The sequence below is a fragment of the Rhodanobacteraceae bacterium genome (assembly GCA_016713135.1).
Lineage (GTDB): Bacteria > Pseudomonadota > Gammaproteobacteria > Xanthomonadales > SZUA-5 > JADKFD01.
In genome coordinates this window covers 19193-39954 of the sequence record JADJPR010000018.1, presented here as the reverse complement: position 1 = coordinate 39954, position 20762 = coordinate 19193, and the positions used below count along the sequence as shown (strand labels likewise).

General features: G+C 68.6%; 17 protein-coding genes and 1 pseudogene. 15 read left to right on the top strand and 3 right to left on the bottom strand.

Going from position 1 to position 20762, the window contains the following annotated elements; genetic code table 11:
• Nucleotides 1-29 precede the first annotated feature (29 nt).
• Nucleotides 30-476, bottom strand: coding sequence for a hypothetical protein (locus IPK27_14570; protein ID MBK8068797.1), 447 nt, complete (start codon nt 474-476; stop codon nt 30-32).
• Nucleotides 477-699: 223 nt separating this feature from the next.
• Between IPK27_14570 and IPK27_14565 the strand changes: the two genes are divergently transcribed.
• The 7 genes from IPK27_14565 (at nt 700) to IPK27_14535 (ending at nt 8547) form a co-directional block, all read left to right on the top strand.
• Nucleotides 700-1923 carry a uroporphyrinogen-III C-methyltransferase gene (locus tag IPK27_14565; GenBank protein ID MBK8068796.1) on the top strand — a complete coding sequence of 408 codons (1224 nt, stop codon included), beginning with the start codon at nt 700-702 and terminating at the stop codon, nt 1921-1923.
• Nucleotides 1924-1927: 4 nt separating this feature from the next.
• Nucleotides 1928-3121, top strand: a complete 1194-nt coding sequence (locus tag IPK27_14560; GenBank protein ID MBK8068795.1) for a hypothetical protein — start codon at nt 1928-1930, stop codon at nt 3119-3121.
• A gap of 156 nt (nt 3122-3277) precedes the next feature.
• Nucleotides 3278-4459, top strand: coding sequence for an SAM-dependent methyltransferase (locus IPK27_14555; protein ID MBK8068794.1), 1182 nt, complete (start codon nt 3278-3280; stop codon nt 4457-4459).
• 275 nt (nt 4460-4734) lie between these two features.
• Nucleotides 4735-5136, top strand: coding sequence for a VanZ family protein (gene vanZ / locus IPK27_14550; GenBank protein MBK8068793.1), 402 nt, complete (start codon nt 4735-4737; stop codon nt 5134-5136).
• A gap of 31 nt (nt 5137-5167) precedes the next feature.
• Nucleotides 5168-6547 (top strand): leucyl aminopeptidase family protein, encoded by a 1380-nt coding sequence (locus IPK27_14545; GenBank protein MBK8068792.1) that lies wholly within the window; start codon nt 5168-5170, stop codon nt 6545-6547.
• A gap of 328 nt (nt 6548-6875) precedes the next feature.
• Nucleotides 6876-7307 carry a CBS domain-containing protein gene (locus IPK27_14540; protein ID MBK8068791.1) on the top strand — a complete coding sequence of 144 codons (432 nt, stop codon included), beginning with the start codon at nt 6876-6878 and terminating at the stop codon, nt 7305-7307.
• A gap of 115 nt (nt 7308-7422) precedes the next feature.
• A complete protein-coding gene (locus tag IPK27_14535; GenBank protein ID MBK8068790.1) occupies nt 7423-8547 on the top strand; it encodes a bifunctional chorismate mutase/prephenate dehydrogenase in 1125 nt (374 codons plus the stop codon).
• Nucleotides 8548-9235: 688 nt separating this feature from the next.
• Here the strand turns inward: IPK27_14535 and IPK27_14530 are convergent.
• On the bottom strand, nt 9236-9703 hold the full coding sequence (locus IPK27_14530) for a hypothetical protein (protein MBK8068789.1): 468 nt from the start codon (nt 9701-9703) through the stop codon (nt 9236-9238).
• On the bottom strand, nt 9648-11462 hold the full coding sequence (locus tag IPK27_14525) for a hypothetical protein (protein ID MBK8068788.1): 1815 nt from the start codon (nt 11460-11462) through the stop codon (nt 9648-9650). The genes IPK27_14530 and IPK27_14525 overlap by 56 nt, the downstream gene beginning before the upstream one ends.
• A gap of 306 nt (nt 11463-11768) precedes the next feature.
• Here IPK27_14525 and IPK27_14520 point away from each other — a divergent pair, with 306 nt between their 5' ends.
• From IPK27_14520 to IPK27_14485, 8 genes and pseudogenes are all read left to right on the top strand, one after another.
• Nucleotides 11769-13358, top strand: a complete 1590-nt coding sequence (locus tag IPK27_14520) for a 2-isopropylmalate synthase (protein MBK8068787.1) — start codon at nt 11769-11771, stop codon at nt 13356-13358.
• Between the two features lie 160 nt (nt 13359-13518).
• Nucleotides 13519-14916, top strand: coding sequence for a 3-isopropylmalate dehydratase large subunit (gene leuC / locus IPK27_14515; GenBank protein MBK8068786.1), 1398 nt, complete (start codon nt 13519-13521; stop codon nt 14914-14916).
• 151 nt (nt 14917-15067) lie between these two features.
• Nucleotides 15068-15635 (top strand): annotated as a pseudogene (gene leuD, locus IPK27_14510) (3-isopropylmalate dehydratase small subunit).
• Between the two features lie 157 nt (nt 15636-15792).
• The gene (gene leuB, locus IPK27_14505; protein MBK8068785.1) at nt 15793-16881 is read left to right on the top strand and encodes a 3-isopropylmalate dehydrogenase; all 1089 of its coding nucleotides are present in this window, start codon (nt 15793-15795) and stop codon (nt 16879-16881) included.
• A 151-nt stretch (nt 16882-17032) separates the two neighbouring features.
• Nucleotides 17033-18013 (top strand): tRNA dihydrouridine synthase DusB, encoded by a 981-nt coding sequence (gene dusB / locus IPK27_14500; protein ID MBK8068784.1) that lies wholly within the window; start codon nt 17033-17035, stop codon nt 18011-18013.
• Nucleotides 18001-18531, top strand: coding sequence for a hypothetical protein (locus IPK27_14495; protein ID MBK8068783.1), 531 nt, complete (start codon nt 18001-18003; stop codon nt 18529-18531). Before dusB ends, IPK27_14495 begins: the two co-directional genes overlap by 13 nt.
• A gap of 72 nt (nt 18532-18603) precedes the next feature.
• Nucleotides 18604-19977 carry a bifunctional UDP-N-acetylglucosamine diphosphorylase/glucosamine-1-phosphate N-acetyltransferase GlmU gene (gene glmU / locus IPK27_14490; protein MBK8068782.1) on the top strand — a complete coding sequence of 458 codons (1374 nt, stop codon included), beginning with the start codon at nt 18604-18606 and terminating at the stop codon, nt 19975-19977.
• Nucleotides 19970-20743, top strand: coding sequence for a hypothetical protein (locus IPK27_14485; protein MBK8068781.1), 774 nt, complete (start codon nt 19970-19972; stop codon nt 20741-20743). Before glmU ends, IPK27_14485 begins: the two co-directional genes overlap by 8 nt.
• Nucleotides 20744-20762 lie beyond the last annotated feature (19 nt).

Below are 20762 nucleotides of genomic sequence, written 5' to 3'. Positions count from 1 at the left end.
TTGCCTCGGCCACATGGCAAACCAGCGCTTCATGCCGCCACCAGCCGCGCCATTGCCTGCGCGACCGCCTCGGGAAGTACGCCGACAGCGGCCGCCTCCAGCCCGGTCAGGCAGACACTGTCGCGCAGTTCGTCGCCATCGCGGAAGTTCTCGATCCAGGTGCATCGGTGCAGAGCGCCATCCAGCACGACGTGGATGTCGAACGCGTAAAGGTCATCGTCGACCGTCGATGTCTGTGGCCCGGGATAGCGCTGCAGCAGCGCGCCGTCCGGACCAATCCGGAAGTACTCGCAGGATTCGCGTACCAGGCTACCGTCCGGCAGGCGCACGCGGTTACGGCTCAAGCTGAGCTGGATGGTGCTGCTCCGCCCCCGGACCAGCCAGTCGCCGCCTGGAATCCGCCAGACCATGTGCTTGCCACTGCCGCGAGAGCTGCCCGGAAGCGCATTGGACGTGAAGTACGCGGACGAGAGCAAGCGAGGACGCAACGCTGGCCGAGGTGTCACGCATGCTGCTCGTTCTGGAGCCTTCCTTGACGGCCCCCACCTCCACTTTGCGCCCCTGGCCAACGCCTTTCTGGCTCTCCCGGGCGGCACGATTCGTTCATCGGGATCCAAGACCTCGCCGTCACAGCCGCTGGGGTGCGCTGGCAGTAACGATCCGCTACCATCCCTCCAAACGAATTCTTAACCCGGTTCTATGTCCGACCAAGCCGACCCGACCGACGCCGCCCTGCGCGAATCGGTACCCGCGACCGCCGCCAGCCCTGCCCCAGCCAGGCGCAGGGCTGCACGCTGGCCATGGGCGCTGCTCGTGGTCGGGCTGGTGTCGGCAGCTGGCTGGTACCTGTGGAACAGGTCGCCCGCGGCCGACGACAACTTCGCCGCGACGCCGGACGAGACTGCCGCGCCCGCCGCCGCCGCCGTGGACGTCGCCACCCTGCAGCGCAGCCTGGACGACGCCGCGCGTGTCAACCGGGCGCTGCGCGAACAGGTCCTCGGGCTGACCCAACGCGTGGGCCTGGTCGAGGATGGTCTGGCGGGGATGGAACGCGGCGCCGCGCCAGGCGTGGATGCGGTGCGCCTGGCCGAGGCCGATTTCCTGCTGCGCCTGGGTGAGGAGCGCCTGCGCCTGTTTGGCGATGTCGCTGGGGCGCGCGCGAGTTTCGAACTGGCCGACGCGCAGCTCGCCGAGGTCAGCGATCCGCGCGCCACCTCGGTGCGCCAGACGCTGGCGCTGGAGCGCGATGCGCTGGCGGCCATCGCCGTGGCCGATTTGCCGGTGATCCTCGGCCGCCTGGATGGACTGGCCGAAGGCGTGTCGCACTGGCCGCTGCGCGGTCGCGATGGCGCGCCCGCCACGGGCGACGCACCACCAGCGGGCTGGTGGCGGCGCGCCGCCGGCAGCATCGACCGCTATTTCCGCGTGCGCCGCGTCGACCCGGACGAGCATGCCGCCGGTGGGCCGCTCCTGCGCGAACGCATGGCGCTGGACCTGAGCCGTGCGCGCCTGCTGCTGCTGCGCGGCGAGGGTGAACTGGCGCTGCGCGCGATCAAGGCCGTGCGCGCCAGCCTGCAGGCGGAATTCGATCCCGCCGATGACGGCGTCTCCGCCGCGCTGACGGTCTTGGATGAGATCCGCAGCGCGCCGCTGGCGCCGGCGCTGCCGAGCTTGGGCGAGGCCCGCCGCGAGCTGGCGCGCCTGCGCGGCGCCCCGGAACCTGCGCCGCCGGCGCCGGCCCAGGAGCCGTCCACGCCGGTCGACGCACCCGCGGCCGCGCTGCCGCCGGATCCCGCGCCCGCGGAGGCGCCCGAAGGGCACCTCGACGTGATCCCGCCGGTCGTGCCCGAAGCTGCAGGCGACGCGCCGGCCGCGCCTGACGGCGAATCGGCGGACGCCGCCGACACCGCGCCGCAAGGCTGAGACGATGGCCTGGATCCTTCGGCTGAGCGTGTTCCTGCTGCTGGCCCTCGCGGCCGCGCTGATCGGCTACTGGCTGCGCCAGGATGCCGGCATGGTCTACGTGCGCTTCCAGGGTTGGGAAGTGGAGACCAGCGTGGTTTTCCTCGGCATCGTCGTGGCGCTGCTCGCGCTGCTCGCACTGGCGATCTACACCCTGGTGGTGCGCTGGCCGCGGCGCTTCGGCTGGCACAGGCGTACGCGCGCCACCGAGAAACTCGACAACGGGCTGGTGCTCGCCTTCGAAGGCAATCTGCACGATGCCCAGCGCGCCCTGCTGGACGCCAGCACCGAGCCGCGGCTGCGCCTGTCGGCGCTACTGAGCGCCGCCGAGGTGGCCCACCAGCGCGGCGAGACCGGATTGGTCGACGAGATCCTGCGCAATGCGATGGAACTCGAACGCGGCCAGCGCGTCGCCCCGCTGCTGGCCGATGCCTGGCGCGCCGAGCGCGGCGACGAGGCCGCCTTCGCCGCCATCGTCAAGCGCGCCGAGGCCGCCGATGCCGCACCGGTGGTGCTGCGCGCGCTGATCGAGGGCCTGCTCGCGCGTGGGCGCGCCGGCGAGGCGGTGTCGGCCCTGCAACGGCTGGCGGAACGCCGCCAGATTGGCGATCGAGAACTGGCTGCGCTGGAACGCCGGGTGTGGTCGCAGGCGCTGGAGCAGGCCGCCGACCGCGCCGCGCTGGACGCCCTGTGGCAGCGCTTCAGCCGCCAGGAACGGCGCGAGAAGATGGTGCTGCAGGCGCTGATCCGCGCCGAATCCCGCGTGGGCAGCCGCGACCTCGCCGCCACCGCGATCGAGGCCGCGCTGGTGCGCGAATGGAGCGAGGAGCTGGCCGAACTCTACGCCCAGGCGCCGGTGGAACAGGCGTCGCCGCGCATCAAGCGTGCCGAGAAGCTGCTGCTGCAGCACCCGCAGAGCCCCGGCTTGCTGCTCGCGCTGGCGCGCTGGTGCCGCATCGAGCAGATCTCCGGCAAGGCCCAGGAGTACCTGCGCCTGTCGCTCAGCCTGGCGCCGCGCCCGCTGGCCATCGCCGAAGCTGCGCGCCTCGCCGCGGCCCGCGGCGAACCCGAACGCGCCTGCCTGGCGTGGCGCATCGCCGCCGAGACCGCGCTCGGCGAAGGCCCGTCGAAGGAAGACCTGGCGCAGTTGCTCCGTTGAGGCCACTCTGATGATCGGGCTTTGCAGGGCGAAACGGACACGGCGCCCCTCGAGGGCACGAGGGCACGAGGGCACGAGGCCACGCAACAGCGAGTTCGAAGCACGCCCTTGCTCTTGCGTGCCCTCGTGCCCTCGTGCACTCGTGCCCTCCCCAGCTTGACCCGCATGCTGCCCGAACCCGACGACCACGCCCGCGCACACTCCGCGCGCCTGTGCCAACTGATTGCCGGCGAGATCGCCGCGCAGGGCCCGATGCCCTTCCAGCGCTACATGGAGCTGGCGCTGTACGCGCCGGGGCTGGGCTATTACGCGGCCGGGGCGCAGAAGTTCGGGGCGGCGGGGGATTTCATCACCGCGCCGGAATTGGGCAGCGTGTTTGCCGAAACCCTCGCCGAGGCGCTGGCGACCACGCTCAGGCAGTTCGACTCGCCGGTGCTGATGGAACTCGGCGCCGGCAGCGGCGCGCTGGCGGTCGACCTGCTCGGCGCCCTCGCCCGGCGCGATGCCCTGCCCGCGCGCTACCGGATCCTCGAACGCAGCGCCGACCTGCGCCAGCGCCAGCGCGAGAGAATCCACGAGGCGCTGCCCGCGCTGGCCGATCGGGTCGAATGGCTGGACCAGCCGCCCGCACAACCTTTCGACGGCGCGATCGTGGGCAATGAAGTGGTCGATGCGCTGGCCTGCGCGCGCTTCGTGGTCGCGCCGGACGGCGCCACGGAATTGGCCGTCGATGTTAGCGACGGCCGTTTCGTCGAGACCCGAATCCCGGCACGTCCCGGCGTCTGCGCCGCCTTCGAACGCATCCAGCGCGACCTGCCCGCGCGGCTGCCGCCGGGCTACACCAGCGAAGTGATCCCGGAACTCGGCGCCTGGCTCGCGGCCGTCAGCGCGCCGCTGCGCCGGGGCCTGGTGCTGCTGGCCGACTACGGCTACGGGCGCCCCGAGTACTACCGCCCCGACCGTGGCGACGGGACGCTGATCTGCCACTACCGCCAGCACGCGCATGCCGATCCGTACTGGTACCCCGGCCTCAACGACCTCTCGGCCTCGGTCGATTTCACCGCGCTGGCCGAAGCCGGCATCGACTGCGGCCTGGACCTCGTCGCCTACGAGAACCAGAGCGGCTTCCTGCTCGGCGCCGGCATCGAAAGGATCTTCGCCCACCTCGACACCCTCGACGACCGCGCCCGCCTGCGCATCACCAGCCAGGTCAAGCAGCTGATGCTGCCCGGCGAAATGGGCGAACGCTTCAAGATCATGCTCCTCGGCCGCGGCATCGATGAAACATGGCTGCCAGACGGACTGCTGGGCGAGGGGCAGCGGAGGATGTTGGGGTGAAGCGGTGAAAGGTGAAAAGTGAAAAGTGAAAGGGGGAGTTCGGCAATCTGACGGGCTCGGGCAGGACCGGATCTGAAGACACGGAAGTGCGCGGACCGGACTCCCCACTTCCCCTGAGGGTAGTAAAGGTGAAAAGAAGGGAGTTCGGCAACTGACGGGACGGCCGGACTGAAGACACGGAAGTGCGCGGACCGGTATCTCGCCCCGCCCTTTTCATTTTTCACTTTTCACTTTTCACTTTTCACAGCTTCCCCTTCACTTTTCACTTTTCACTCTTGACCGCCCTGCCCCAACTCTCCCGCCTCTGGTGGTCCCTCGGCTGCGCGCTGCTGGCGCTGATCACCGCGCTGTCGCTGCTGCCCATCCGTGGGCCGGACCTCGACTTGCCCAACAGCGACAAGCTGAACCATGCGCTCGCCTACAGCGTGCTGATGCTGTACTTCGGCCAGTTGGTCGGCGGCGGCTGGCGCCGGAGGCTGGCTGTGGCCGGAGGTTTGCTCGCCTACGGGATCACCATCGAGCTGCTGCAGTCGCAGTTGCCGCCGCGCACGGCGGAGCTGGCGGACCTGGCGGCCAATCTCAGCGGAATGGCGATCGGTGCGCTGCTGCTGCCGACGGCGCTGGGCCGGCTGATGCTGGCCATCGAGCGCCGTTTACCCTCACGCGCGAGGCTGTAACATCCGGGGTTTGTCCACCCGGGAATCCCCGATGAGCCTCGCTGCGATCCTGACCTCCGATCCTGGAAATGCCGTCCCGATCGAGATCGTCCTCGAAAGCGAATACGCCGCCTGGATTGCCGCGCAGGACGAAGCCACCCGCGCGCAACTGTCGGCGCAACGCTTCGAGGGCAAGCGCTACACCCAGGCGCTGCGCTTCGACGGCAGCGGCCGCCTCGCGGGTGCGGTGGTGGGCGTGCGCGGGAACAACGATGTGTGGGCGCTCGGCAACGCCGCGCTGACCCTGCCGCCGCAGAGCTACACCCTCAGCAACGCGCTGCCGGCCGGCACGCAGCAGCGCCTGGCGCTCGGCTTCGCGCTCGGCGCCTACCAGTTCCTGCGCTACAAGCCGAAAGCGGCGCGCCCGCTGGCTTCGCTGGTGCTGGAGCCGGAGGCCGAGCGTGTGGCGATCGCGCGGATCGCCGAGGCGGTGCACGGCGCGCGCGATCTGGTCAACACGCCGACCGAGGACCTGGGTCCCGAGCATCTCGAAAACGTCATCGCCGAACTCGCCGCAAAGCATGGTGCCGAGTTCCATTCGATTGCCGGCGAGGCGCTGCTGGCCAGGAACTTCCCGGCGATCCACGCGGTCGGCCGCGCCAGCCATCGCGCGCCGCGCCTGGTCGAACTGAATTGGGGCAACCCCGCGCATCCGCGGGTGGCCATCCTCGGCAAGGGCGTGTGCTTCGACACCGGCGGCCTGGACCTCAAGCCCTCCGACGGCATGGCGCTGATGAAGAAGGACATGGGCGGCTCGGCGGTGGCGATCCACCTGGCCAGCCTGGTGATGGCAGCCGGCCTGCCGGTGCGACTGCAACTGCTGGTCGCCGCGGTGGAGAATGCCGTCGGCCCGAATGCCTACCGGCCGGGCGAGGTCATCGCCACGCGCGCCGGGCTCAGTGTCGAGATCGGCAATACCGATGCCGAGGGCCGCGTGATCCTGTGCGATGCGCTGACCTACGCCAGCGAGTCCGAGCCGGAGCTGATCCTCGACTTCGCCACCCTGACCGGCGCCGCGCGTGTCGCGCTCGGCCCCGATTTGCCGCCGGTCTTCAGCAACCGCGAAGAGCTGTCGCTGGACCTGGTCGCAGCGGGGCGGGAAGCCGGCGATCCGCTGTGGGCGATGCCGCTGTGGGAGGATTACTACAGCCTGCTCGACAGCAAGATCGCCGACCTCAACAACGCCGGCAGCTCGCGCATGGCCGGCTGCATCACCGCAGCTCTGTACCTCAAGCGCTTCGTTCCGGACCGCATCCCGTGGGCGCACCTCGACACCTACTGCTGGAGCGACGGCAAGCCCGGCCGCCCCGCCGGCGGCGACTGCCAGGGCCTGCGCGCGGCCTTTGCTTACCTCGAAGAACGCTACGGTTGAGACTGGCCGTCTGCGTGCGGGCCGGGGAGCCGCTGCGCGCCACCCCGGCCTACGCTCGGGACCTGCGTAGGCCGGTGTATTGCGCCAGTCGACGATCGTTTCCATTCCGCCCACCGCGACCGCGTCCACGAAGGCTGGATGCCTTTGCCCGAAAGCGTCGAGGCCCCATTCGTCACTGAGGGCTGCTGGCGCAAGGCACTGAATCGGGGAGCAGGCTGGCCAATCGCGGAGACCCTGACCAACCCCGCGAGATTTCACCAAACCGTTTGCACGCTTCGCCAGCGCGTGAAAAGATGGTGAGCCACGCCACCACCTGCGGAGACGGACGATGGTTCCAGTCAGCCAGTTGCTTGCCGGAAAAGGTCAGGAAATCTACCGGCTGTCTCCGGACGCCCCGGTGCTGGAAGCCATCCGCCTGATGGCCGACAAGTCGATCGGTGCGCTGCTGGTGATGGAGGGCGACCAGCTGCTCGGCATCCTCAGCGAGCGCGACTACGCGCGCAAGGTGATCCTGATGGGCCGCTCGTCGAAAGACACCCCGGTCTCCGCGATCATGACCCCGGCACCGCTGGTCACCGTGTCCTCGAACTCGCGCACCAAGGAATGCATGCGCCTGATGACCGACCGCCGCATCCGCCACCTGCCAGTGGTCGACGACGGCAAGGTCGTCGGCATGCTTTCCATCGGCGACCTGGTACGCTCGATCATCGAGGGGCTGGAAGGGGAAGTGGAACAGCTCAAGCAGTACATCGCGGGGTGAGGCGGAACAGCGGTCAAAGGTCAAACGTCAAACGTCAATCGGCCGCGCCCGGCAATCGGGTGCGCATTGACGTTTCACGTTTTACGTTTTGCTCCTCTGCGAACTCATCCCCTCCATGACCGAAGCCACCGCTGCCCCGCGCCCCCTCTCCGAACTCCGCGCCGAACTCGATACCGTCGATTCCGAACTGATTGCAGCGATCCAGCGGCGCCAGGCACTGGTCGCCGAGATCGGGCGCTGGAAGCATGCGCAGGGCAAGCAGTTGCGCGACTTCCAGCGCGAGCGCGAGGTGATCGCCAATGTCCGCCGCAGGGCGGAGGTCGTCGGCCTCGATCCGGGCATCGCCGAGCAGGTGATGAAGCTGCTGATCGAATCCTCGCTGACCACCCAGGAACAGGACCGCGTGCGCCTGGCCGGACAGGGCGGCGGGCGGCGCGCGCTGGTCATCGGCGGCAACGGACGCATGGGCCGTTGGTTCGTGCGCTTCCTGGCCGCGCAAGGCTTCGATGTCGAAGTGGCTGACCCCACCGGCACCCCCGAGGGCGTGAGCGGGCGCAGCGACTGGAAGGACGGTGCGCTGGGCCAGGACCTGATCGTGGTTGCGGCGCCGATGAAGCGCAGCAACGAGATCCTGCTCGGGCTCGCCGAGCGCCAGCCCAAAGGCCTGGTGTTCGACATCGGCTCGCTCAAGACCCCGTTGACCGAGGGCCTTGAAGCCTGCGCCGCGGCTGGATTGCGCGTGTGCTCGGTGCACCCGATGTTCGGGCCGGATACCGAGTTGCTGTCGGACCGCCACGTGATCTTCATGCCGGTCGGCGCGCCGGAGGCAGTGAAGGAAGCGCGCGCACTGTTCGCCGAGACCATGGTGCAGGCGGTCGAGATGCCGCTGGCGGAGCATGACCACCTGATCGCCTACGTGCTCGGCCTGAGCCACGCGCTCAACATCGCCTTCTTCACCGCGCTGGCCAATTCCGGCGAAGCCGCACCGAAGCTGGCGCAGATGTCCTCCACCACCTTCGACCGTCAGTTGAAGATCGCCAGCGGCGTGGCCGGCGAAAACCCGCGGATGTACTACGAGATCCAGAGCCTCAACGCCTACCGCGGCGAGGCGCTCGGCGCCCTCAAGCGCGCCGTGGGCGAACTGGTGCGCTGCGTCGAGGAGGGCGACGAGATCGGCTTCGTGGCCCTGATGGAGCGCGGGCGCGGTTATCTGGCGGCGAGAGGCGCACCCGGCCGCTGATTTGTGGGTCCCGATCGCCCCTGCCGGCACGCTTGTTCGCGCATCGAACTGGAGGGCACGAGGGTACGAGGGCACAAGGGCACGCAAGAGCCGGTTCGGTGCGAAGGCGCGCCTTTGCGTGCCCTCTTGCCCTCGTGCCATCCGAATTTATAATTTATAAATCAATGCCTTGCGACATGTTCGGTGAGAGTCCCGGCCGCCCCTGGCCGGTGCGCTTATTCGCGCATCGAACTTCTTCGCGACCCGCGCCACTTTTGTCCGGGAGCAAGCAAAGGAGCGGCCGCCCAACGCGACCCCTGTCCGCAAAGGACGCAAAGAACGCAAAGGAAGCGAAAGCGGTTTCCGCTCTTCTTTGCGTCCTTCGCGTCCTTTGCGGACAAACTGCTCTTCAGATCAATGAGTTATCGGATGTTCGGTGAGAGTTCCGGTCGCCCCTGCCGGTGCGCTTATTCGCGCATCGAACTTCTTCGCGACCCGCGCTACTTTTTTGTCCGCAAAGGACGCAAAGAACGCAAAGGAAGCGAAAACGGTTTCCGCTCTTCTTTGCGTCCTTCGCGTCCTTTGCGGACAAACTGCTCTTCAGATCAATGAGTTATCTGATGTTCGGTGAGAGCGGTTGTACGCCGATCGCCGAAAAGGCTCGCGGCTGAAGCCGCTCGCACCGGGGGCCAACTGGCCGTCGCTCCCCTCAGAACCTGCGCCGCAGCTTCACCAGCACCTGGTCGGCGTCGCGCAATTCGAGCGCCTGGTCCAGCAGCTCGACGAAATCGCGCTCGCGTCCGGCGCGTTCGACGATGCCGCCGCGGCCATAAACCACGTACAGGTCCGACTGCGGCGCGAACTCCCAGCGGTAGCGCAGTTGCAGGCCGAGGTTGTTGACGACGAAGTCCTCGAGCACGTCGTCCGCCGGATGCAGCCGGCCACCCGCACCGATGCGCACGGCGCGCGCGTCGAATGCGTTCAGGCCCAGCCACTGCAGCTTGAGGCGGAACTCGTGCCCGGGTGCAGGGAACCAATCCAGGTTGAAGTCGGTGCTCAGCTGCTCGCGCTGGTAGCGCCCAAGCAGCGCGCCGCTGTCCCAGATCAACCAGTCGCGCCCATCATCCCAGCCGAAATTGGCCTCCAGTGTCAGGTTCTCGCGGGCGAACCACTGCACGCCACCCCACAAAGCCAGATTGCCTCCGCCGAGGCCCTCTTCGCGCCAGCCGCCGCCGATCTCGTACTGGGCTGGCAAAGCGCCGGGTGTCGTACTCGATGAAGATCGAGGTGCGCTGCGGCAAGTAGACCAGGCCGTTCCCGCGCGACAGCAGGTCGTTGTACCCGGCGCTCTCCACATACGGATCCAGCGACAGTTCCGATCCGTCGCGAAACCCCCAGCTGCGGTTGCCGATGAACACCAGCGGCAGCCGGTCGCCGGCATCGTTGCTGCGCGCCTGCAACTCGAAGGTCCAACTGGTGTTGCGCAGGGCTGAGGCCTCGTCGTCCACCGGCTGCTGCCGCTGGATCGTCCATTCCGCCTCGTTGAGGCTGGCGCGGCGCTGGAAGCCCATGTCGTTGAAGTCCAGCTCGCGGTCGAAGTGCGTCACTTCGAGTTCCTGGCGCAGGTTCGGATCCGGTGTGTAGTCGATGCGCGCCCACGCGCCACTGCCGTCCTTGTCGGCACCTGGTCGCTCGATTCCACTGGCGATCGCCTGGCCGGTGACCGCCCAGCGATCATTGACGCGCCAGGTGGCGTCGACCGCGTTGACCAGTGCCTCGCGACCGAGGAAGGGCCGTTCGACATAGGTGCCGAGGTAACCCACGCTGAGCGCCCCGCTGGCACGCAGCAGCCGCTGCGCATAGAACAGGCTTCCGACATCGTCCGCGTATTCCGCCTCCTGCGCCGCGAGCACGCCGTAATCCAGGCCCAGCGCCGAGCCATTGAGCTTGAGCGCCAGGTCGATTTCCGCTGCGCGCGCCGGATCGTCGTCGCGCGGCCCGCCGATGCGGCGCGTGTAGATCAGCAGCCCGTTGTCCGGCGTGCGCACGTCGAACAACGCCTGGTTCTCGGTGAAAAAGGGGCGCCGGTCGGAGAAGAAGGTCTCGATGGCATCGAAGTTGACCACCAGTTCGTCGGCCTCGACCTGGCCGAAATCCGGGTTCAGTGCGGCGGTCAGCTGGAGGTCGCCGGACGGCTTCCAGTACAGGTCCGCGCCGGCCTTGCCGTCGCGCGCATCGCCCTTGAAGTCGTAGGCGGCGGTGGCGTACGGAAACACGTGGAATACCGAGACCTGGTACTGATCGATCTCCACCTTGTGAAACTCGGAGACGAAGCGCGGTCGCATGAAACTGGCCGCGGGGAAGCCCGCGCGCTCTCGCGTGTGTCCGAGCACCCGATCGAACATGATCGCCACCGTGCGTCGCGGAGCATCGCTGCCTTTCATCGAGGCCACGGTCCACGGCAGCAGGAACTCCGCGCTCCAGCCGTCCGCGGTTTCCGCCACGCGGTGTTTCCAGTCGCCGTCCCAGTCAGTGCTGTAGGCATTCTCGTTGGTGATCGTCGCGTCCTGCACCGAGTGCGACAGCGCGATCGTGAAGTTGTACGCGGTCTCGCCATCGCCATTGAAGTCGATGAACACATTGACCCGGTCGCCCGGCATGTCCGCATCGCGCGGCGTGCGTTCGCGGATCCGCGGCACGCCTTCCGGCTGGGTGCAGCGGAAGGCGATCGCGATGCCCTCCGGCGTCGACAGCAGCCGTGCCTCGGTCGGATACGCCGGCTGTCCCAACGTGAAAGGCTCCACCACCACGAAATCGCGGAAGACCTGCGCCTGCTCCCACGCGGGCTCGTCGACCTGGCCGTCGATGGTGATGGCCGACGGAGCCGCGTGCGCAGCCAGCGACAGCAGCGCCAATCCGGAAAGCAGCACGCGCATGGGAGGACCAGGCAGGTTCGGGGCGCGCGATTGTAGGCGCCTGCCACACCAGCATCCCCTGCCAGAAGGCCCTGAGGCGACGACCAAGGTAGGGTTGACATCTCCACGCCCGCGAATGCACTCTCGCTGCCATGAATTCCATGCCGCACCGCAGCACGAACGCAGCCGCAGCGCTACTGGCGCTTCGACTTCTTCTGCGCTCACGCGAGGTGTGCGGCTGCCAAGGGGTCTAAGTCACCCCAGGCGACAGGAAGCGACAAACCTGAAAGCCCCGCACCTCGGTCACGAGGGCGGGGCTTTCGCTTTATGGGCATCCGGAGAAGCACCATGGCAGTGCATGACCAGAACCGCGTCATCATTTTCGACACCAGCCTGCGCGATGGCGAGCAGGCTCCCGGGTTCTCGATGGACCCGCGCGGCAAGCGGCGGCTGGCGCACGCGCTGGCGGAGCTTGGGGTCGATGTGATCGAGGCGGGCTTTCCCTCTGCCAGTCCGGACGATTTCTCGGCGGTCGCCGGAATTGCCCGCGAGGTGCGTGGCGCAACGATCGCCGGCTTGGCGCGCGCGACACGCGGCGACATCGAGGCGGTGGCACGCGCCGTGGAACACGCCGAGCGACCGCGCATCCACACCTTCATCTCGACCAGTCCGCTGCACCGGCTGCACAAGCTGAACATGGACAAGGCGCAGGTGCTGGATGCCGCGGTCGCCGCGGTGGAACTGGCGCGCAGCCATGTGGCGGATGTCGAGTTCTCGGCCGAGGACGCCATCCGCACCGAGCCTGAGTACCTGGTCGAGGTTTTCAGCGCGGTGATTGCCGCCGGTGCAACCACGCTGAATGTGCCGGACACGGTGGGCTACAGCACGCCCGAGGAAGTGCGCGAACTGTTCGCCTACCTCAAGCGGAACGTGCGCGGCGCCGAGGGTGTGATCTTCAGCTGCCACTGCCACAATGACCTGGGCCTGGCGGTGGCCAACTCGCTGGCGGCACTGGAAGGTGGCGCGCGCCAGGTGGAATGCACCGTCAACGGCATCGGCGAGCGCGCCGGCAACGCGGCGATGGAAGAACTGGTGATGGTGCTGCGCACGCGCCAGGAGCGCTTCGGCCTGACCACCGGCATCGATACGCGCAAGCTCTACCCCACCTCGCGCCTGCTCCAGTCGATCACCGGCCAGCAGGTGCAGCGCAACAAGGCGATCGTCGGCGACAACGCCTTCGCGCACGAATCCGGCATCCACCAGCACGGCATGCTCAAGCACCGCCAGACCTACGAGATCATGCATCCGGAGGACGTGGGCATCAGCAAGAGCGAACTGGTGCTGGGCAAGCACTCCGGCCGCCATGCGCTGAAGGACCGCCTGACGCGCATGGGCTACAGCCTGGACGACGCCGAGACCGACAAGGTGTTCGCCGCGTTCAAGGCGCTGGCGGACAAGAAGAAGGAGGTCTACGACGCCGACCTGGAAGCGCTGGTGCTGGCCGTCACTGGCGGCAACACCTCCAGCTACCAGCTGAAGAGCCTGTCGATCCAGTCCGCCACCGGCGAGTCGCGCATGCCCACCGCGAGCGTGCGCCTGGCCGCGCCGGACGGCAGCGAGGTGTGCGAGGCCGCGGTCGGCGACGGCCCCGTCGACGCCTTGTTCCGCGCCCTCGGCCGCGCCATCGGCGCCGAGATCGTGCTGCGCAGCTTCCACATCCGCTCGATCAGCTACGGCTCCGACGCGATGGGCCAGGCCACCGTCGAGGCGGAGTGGAACGGCACCGAACACATCGGCCGCGGCACCAGCACCGACATCCTCGAAGCCAGCGCGCTGGCCTGGCTGGACGTCGCCAACCGCCTGCTCAAGGCCCGCGCACGCGCGGCTGCGGCTGCGGTGGAAGAGGCAGGCGTTTGAACAGCCTTTTTATCCGCGAAGGACGCAAAGGACGCAAAGGAAAGCCAGAGCAAGGTTGATTCGGCGGGAGTCGCGCCGGGTCGCTTCCTGCAGGACACATCATTCGCCCTTCGCTTCTCTTTGCGTCCTTTGCGGACAAAGCCAGCTTCAAGAGGAAACCATGCCCAAGACCCTCTTCGACAAACTCTGGGACGCCCACGTGGTGGTGCCCGAGACCGCCGATGCGCCGGCGGTGCTCTACATCGACCTGCACCTGGTGCATGAGGTGACCTCGCCGCAGGCCTTCACCGAGCTCAAGCAGCGCGGGTTGCCGGTGCGGCGGACGGATCGCACCCTGGCGACGCTGGATCATTCGACGCCGACGCTGCCGGCGGGCGCGGACGGCGAGTTGCCGTACCACACGGCCGAGGCGAAGTCGCAGGTGGAGACGCTGCGGCGCAATGCGGCCGAGTTTGGCGTGCGCCTGTACGACTTCGGCTCCGGGCACCGCGGCGTGGTGCACGTGATCGGGCCGGAACTCGGCGCGACCCAGCCCGGCATGACCATCGTCTGCGGCGACAGCCACACCAGCACGCACGGCGCCTTCGGCGCGATCGCCTTCGGCATCGGCACCAGCGAGGTGGGCCATGTGCTCGCCAGCCAGTGCCTGCTGCAGCGCAAGCCCCGGCGCATGGCGATCGAGGTGGACGGCACCCTTGGCGCGGGCGTGTCGGCCAAGGACGTGATCCTGCACATCATCAAGACCATCGGCGTCGAGGGCGGCACCGGCTACGCCATCGAATACCGCGGCAGCGCCATTCGCGGGCTCGACATGGAAGGCCGCATGACCCTGTGCAATATGTCGATCGAGGCCGGCGCGCGCTGCGGCATGGTGGCGCCCGACGACACCACCTTCGACTACCTGCGCGGACGTCCGCTGGCGCCGCAGGGGACAGACTTCGATGCGGCCGTCGCGCGCTGGCGCGAACTGGCCACCGACGAGGGCGCCGAGTTCGACCGCGTGGTGCGCATCGACGCCGCGGACATCAAGCCGACCGTGACCTGGGGCACCCACCCGGGCATGGGTGCGGCGATTGACGCGCGCGTACCGGCGGGCGATGACGCGCAATTGACCAAGGCGCGCGCCTACATGGGTTTCGACGCCGACGAGGCGCTGCTCGGCCACCCGGTGGACGTGGTGTTCATCGGCAGCTGCACCAACGGGCGCCTGTCCGATCTGCGCACCGCCGCCGCGCTGCTGCGCGGACGCAAGGTGCACCCGCGCGTGCGCATGCTGGTGGTGCCGGGATCCGAAGCGGTGAAGAAGGACGCCGAGGCCGAGGGTCTGCACGAGGTTTTCCTTGCCGCGGGCGCGCAGTGGCGCGAACCCGGCTGCTCGATGTGCATCGCGATGAACGGCGACCTGGTCGGCCCAGGCCAGACCAGCGTGTCGACCAGCAACCGTAACTTCGAAGGCCGCCAGGGCAAGGGCGCCCGCACCGTACTGGCGAGCCCCGCCACTGCAGCGGCCAGCGCGATTGCGGGCGCGATCGCCGATCCGCGAGCCTTGCTGGGTTGAAAGCTGATTCTTGTCCGCAAAGGACGCAAAGGGCGCAAAGGAAAGCGGAGGCAATCGGGCGCAAAAGCGGACTCTTGACCCAATCCTCGATCGCTTCTCTTTGCGTCCTTTGCGTCCTTTGCGGACCCAATGCTCGTTCCCGGAAATGCCAATGAAACCGATCACCTCGATCCGCTCCACCACCCTGGTCCTCCCCCAGGAAAACATCGACACCGACCAGATCATCCCGGCGCGCTTCCTGACCACGACCGAGCGCACCGGCCTGGGCCGGGCGGCGTTCTACGACTGGCGGCACGACGCGGATGGCAAGCCGCGCGCCGATGCGCTGCTGAACCAGCCCGAGGCGCGCGAGCACGCAATCCTGGTCGCCGGGCGCAACTTCGCCTGCGGCTCCTCCGCGCGAGCACGCGCCGTGGGCGCTGCTGGACTATGGTTTCCAGGCGGTGATTTCGAGCGAGATCGCCGATATTTTCCGCTCCAACGCGCTGAAGAACGGCCTCGTGGCCATCGTGCTCGCGCCCGACAAGCACGCCGAACTCCTTGCGCGGCCCGGAATCGAGCTATGCATCGACCTCGAATCGATGAGCATCAGCGGACCGGACGGCTGGTATGCCGAGTTCATCCTCGACGCCTTCGCCCGCCGCTGCCTGATGATGGGCGTGGACCAGCTCGGCTACCTGCTGGCGCAGCGCGCGGCGATCGAGGCATTCGAAAGCTGACATCTGGTTGTGGGTTGTGGGTTCTGGGTTGTGGGCAGCGAAAGCGCGCCCGCACCGACACGGTCGCGATCTCGCCGGCTCTCGCCGCCCACAACCCAGAACCCACAACCCACAACTGTTCGCCTGTCACTTACCCGCCACGGACCACCTCCCAACCATGCACTCCACCATCACCCTGCTCCCCGGCGACGGCATCGGCCCCGAAGTAGTGGCTGCGGCCACCGAAGTGCTTTCCTTGATCGCGCAGCGCTTCGGCCACACCTTCGATTTCCGCGAGGCGTTGATTGGCGGTGCGGCGATCGACGCCAGCGGCAATCCCTTGCCCGATGAGACGCTGGCGGCCTGCCGCAGCGCGGACGCGATCCTGCTCGGCGCGGTCGGCGGCCCGCAGTGGAGCGATCCGAATGCGCCGGTGCGGCCGGAGCAGGGCCTGCTCAAGCTGCGGCGTGAGCTGGGCCTGTACGCCAACCTGCGCCCGGTCACGGTGCATCCGCAACTCGCCGACCTGGCGCCGGTGAAGTCGGACCGGCTGGTCGGGGTCGATCTGCTGGTGGTGCGCGAACTGACCGGCGGCATCTACTTCGGCGAGAAGCGGCGCGAGGGCGACGTGGCCTTTGACGGCTGCAGCTACAGCGTGGCCGAGGTCGAGCGCGTGGTGCGCCTCGCGGCGCGCCTCGCCAGCGCGCGCAAGGGCCGCCTGACCCAGGTGGACAAGGCCAATGTGCTGGAGACCTCGCGCTTGTGGCGCCAGGTCACCACCCGCGTGATGAGCGATGAATTCCCTTCGATCCAGCTGGAACACCAGTTGGTCGATTCGATGGCGATGCACCTGATCGCCAAGCCGGCCGCCTACGATGTGATCGTCACCGAGAACCTGTTCGGCGACATCCTGACCGACGAGGCCGCGCTGCTCGCCGGCTCGCTCGGCCTGCTGCCCTCCGCCTCGCTCGGCGACAGCGGCCCGGGCGTCTACGAGCCGATCCACGGCAGCGCGCCGGACATCGCCGGCCAGGACAAGGCGAACCCCATCGGCACCATCCTCAGCGCCGCGATGATGCTGCGCTGGAGCCTGAAGCTGGAGACCGAAGCCCGGGCCATCGAGGACGCCGTTTACCGCGTCCTCGCCAGCGGCGCGCGCACCGCCGACATCGCCAACGGCGGCCCGGCGATGGGGACGCGGGAGATGACCGCGGCGGTGCTGGCGGCCCTGGAGGGCACGAGGGCACGAGGGCACGAGGGCACGTGAGAGCAGTCCTCGCGGTTCTCATTGCCCCCCGCCTTCAGATTCACCTCGCCAAATGGGTCCTATGGACCGAGCCGGTTGACACCGCGGGCCGCCTGCTGTTTCGTGCCCTCGTGCCCTCGTGCCCTCGTGCCCTCGTGCCCTCGTGCTTCCCGTGAACATCGGCCCCCACCTCATCTCCCCGCCCGTGATCCTCGCTCCGATGGCCGGGGTCACCGACAAGCCGTTCCGGCTGCTGTGCAAGCGGCTGGGCGCGGGGCTGGCCGTGTCCGAAATGACCACCTCGGACCCGCGCCTGTGGGACACCAAGAAGAGCCGCTGGCGCATGGATCACGCGGGGGAACCGGCGCCGATCAGCGTGCAGATCGCCGGCTACGACCCGGCACAGCTGGCCGAGGCGGCGCGCTTCAATGTCGACCACGGCGCCGACATCATCGACATCAACATGGGCTGCCCGGCGAAGAAAGTGTGCAAGGTCGACGCCGGCTCTGCGCTGATGCGTGACGAGGCACTGGTCGGACGCATCCTGGATGCGGTGGTCGCCGCCGTGCCGGTGCCGGTCACGCTGAAGATCCGCACCGGCTGGTGCCGCGCGGTGAAGAACGCGCCGGCGATCGCACGCATCGCGCAGGCAGCGGGCATCGCCGCGCTGGCGATCCACGGGCGCACGCGCGAGGACATGTACGAGGGCGAGGCCGAGTACGCCACCATCGCCGAGGTGAAATCGCTGCTGTCGATCCCGGTGCTCGCCAATGGCGACATCGATTCCCCGGCCAAGGCGCGCGCGGTGCTCGACGCCACCGGATGCGATGGCGTGCTGGTCGGCCGCGCCGCGCAGGGCCGGCCGTGGATCTTCCGCGAGATCGCACATTTCCTGGCCACCGGCGAGGAACTGGCGCCGCCTTCCGATGCGGAGACCGCAGGCATCCTGCTCGGCCATCTGCGCCACCTGTACGACTTCTACGGCGAGCACCACGGGCTGCGCATCGCGCGCAAGCACCTGGGCTGGTACGCGAAAACCCGCGCGGACGGCGAGGCCTTCCGCCAGGCGGTAGTGCGCTTCGACTGTGCCGACGCGCAATATGCGTTCACCGAGCGCTGGCTGGCCGGGGAGACCCTGGCTTGCGCCGCCTGAGGCATTGCGCGCTCGCCGCGCTGGCGATGCTGGCCGCTTGCGCGAGCCAGCCGCCAGTGCCGCCGGAGCCGGCCGCTTCCGGACGCGTGTCGGGCGAGTTGATCCTGGATCCCGGCACGCTGGTCGCAGAGCCCGAGCCCGATGAAGTGCACGAGCCGCCGATGCAGCGCGCCGGCAACCTGTCGCCGGTCTACCCGGCGGAACTCATCGCGGCACGCCTGCCGCCGCAATCGGTCAGCGTGCGCATCGTGGTGGACCGCGAAGGGCGTGTCGCGCGGGTGGATCCGCTGGAAGGCGCCGGGACGCCGGATGCGCGCTTCCTCGCTGCGGTGCGCGAGGCCGTGATGCGGTGGCGCTTCGAACCTTTCCGCGTGATCGAGTGGGCCGACGGCCCGGATGCGGACGGCAACGGCGAGCCGGACGGCCAGCAGGTGGTGGGCGAGCAGACCCGCCCTTTCCGCTTCGACATGCGCTTCCGTTTCGAGGTGGTCGACGGGGTGGCGCGGGTGTCGTCCTGACCTGATCCCGGGCAAGCAGTGGCGGTTGCCGCGGTGGATAATCCCGGGTTTCCTTCTTCCCAGGTGGCATCGATGCTCCCGACCCAGCCGCTCCACGTCATCGTCCTCGCCGCCGGCGAAGGCAAGCGCATGCGCTCGGACCTGCCCAAGGTACTGGTGCCACTGGCCGGTCGCCCGATGCTCGATCACGTGCTGGCCGCCGCGCGCGAACTCTCACCGCAGGCCATTCACGTGGTCTACGGCCATCGCGGCGGCGCGCTGATGGAGGCCTACGACGATGCCTGCGATCTGCGCTGGGTGCACCAGGCCGAGCAGCGCGGCACCGGGCATGCGGTGTCGCTGGCGCTGGCGCACATTGATTCGGACGCGCGCGTGCTGGTGCTGTACGGCGATGTTCCGCTGCTGACGGGCCAGACCCTGCGGCCGCTGATCGAGGCGCCGACGCGCCTGGCCGTGCTCACCGCGCACCTGGACGATCCGCACGGCTACGGCCGGGTGCTGACCGATGCCAACGGCCGGGTGACGCGGATCGTCGAGGAACGCGATGCCAGCGCCGAGGAGCGCCGGGTGCGGATGGTCAACACCGGCGTGGTGGCGGCGCAGTGCGGGGCGCTGCGGGGCTGGCTTTCCCAGGTGCGGCCGGACAATTCCCAGGGCGAGTTCTACCTCACCGATGTGTTCGCCTTGGCCAGCGCCGACGCTGCGCCGGCGCTGGCGATCCCGTGCAGCGACGCGCACGAAGCCTTCGGCGCCAACGACGCCTGGCAGCTGGCGGAACTGGAACGCCACTTCCAGCGGCGCCAGGCGCGCGCGCTGTGCAAGGAGGGGCTGCGCCTGGCCGATCCCGCGCGTTTCGATCTGCGCGGCGAACTGGCCTTCGGCCGCGACGTGGAGATCGATGTGAATGTGCTCATCGAGGGCCGCGTGACGCTCGGCAACGGCGTGCGCATCGGGCCCTTCGTGCGCATCCGCGACTGCCACCTGGCCTCCGGCACAGAGGTGCTGGCGCACTGCGACCTGGACGGGGTGACCACCCGCGGGCATTGCCGCATCGGCCCCTTCGCGCGGCTGCGCCCGGGGACCGATCTGGAAACCGGCGCGCATGTCGGCAATTTCGTCGAGACCAAGAAGGCGCGCATCGGCAAGGGCTCCAAGGCCAACCACCTGAGCTACCTCGGCGACGCGGTGGTCGGCGCCAACGTCAACATCGGCGCCGGCACCATCACCTGCAACTACGACGGGGTGAACAAGCACGAGACCCGCATCGGCGACGGTGCCTTCATCGGCTCCAATTCCTCGCTGGTGGCCCCGGTCAGCATCGGCCCGGGCGCGACCATCGGCGCGGGCTCCACCCTCACCAAGGATGCGCCCGAGGGCGAACTGACCGTGGCGCGCGCCAGGCAGTTGACGGTCAAGGGCTGGAAGCGGCCGATCAAGCGTGGCTGACCCCGGCCACGCCGACGAGAAGTCCCGGATCGCCGCGGCGCGCGCCCGCAGCGAGGCGCTCAAGCGACGGGTCTTCGATGCCTATGTCGCGGTGGTCAGTCGCGACCACGCCCGGCGCACGCTGGGCGAGCGGCTGGAGCTCGCCTGGCTGTGGCTGCTGCCCTGGTGCGGCTACCTGGCGCTGCTCGCGGTTGCCCATGACCAGGCCATGCCGGCGGTGCTGACCGGCTGGGTCCTGATCCTGGTGTGGCAGATGTTCGCGGTCGGCGCGCACAACCAGCGCATGGCGCAGGCGCGACGCAATCCGTGGAACCTGGCCTGGCTGCTCGCACCCACGCTGCTGTTCGCCACCCAGGGCTGGGGCGATGCGGGCCACGCGCTGGCGAATGCACTGATCGAGATCACCATCGTCGATGTCAGCGCACTGCTGCTGATGCTGGTCCTGGTGATGGTGCTGCAGCCAGGCGAAGGCAAGGAGATGGCCTGGCCCGGCATCATCATCCTGGCGATCTTCACCGGCTGTTTCCTGTGGGCCTTCGTCGCCGGCTGGCGTTTGATCAACCCCGAATACGCGGGCTGGCGCCAGCTCCCGCTGGCAACAGCTTTCGCCATCCAGTGCGTGCGCGACTGGCTCTGGCTGCGCCCGCTGGCGCGCGGCGACAAGACCATCGGCGATGTGTACGCGAACGAATCCGGGATGGGCCTGATCCTCGGCCAGTTGGCGCTGTGGCTGCTGCTGCCGGTGCCGTTTGCGTTGCTGCGCTGACAATCCCTGCCGCTGAATC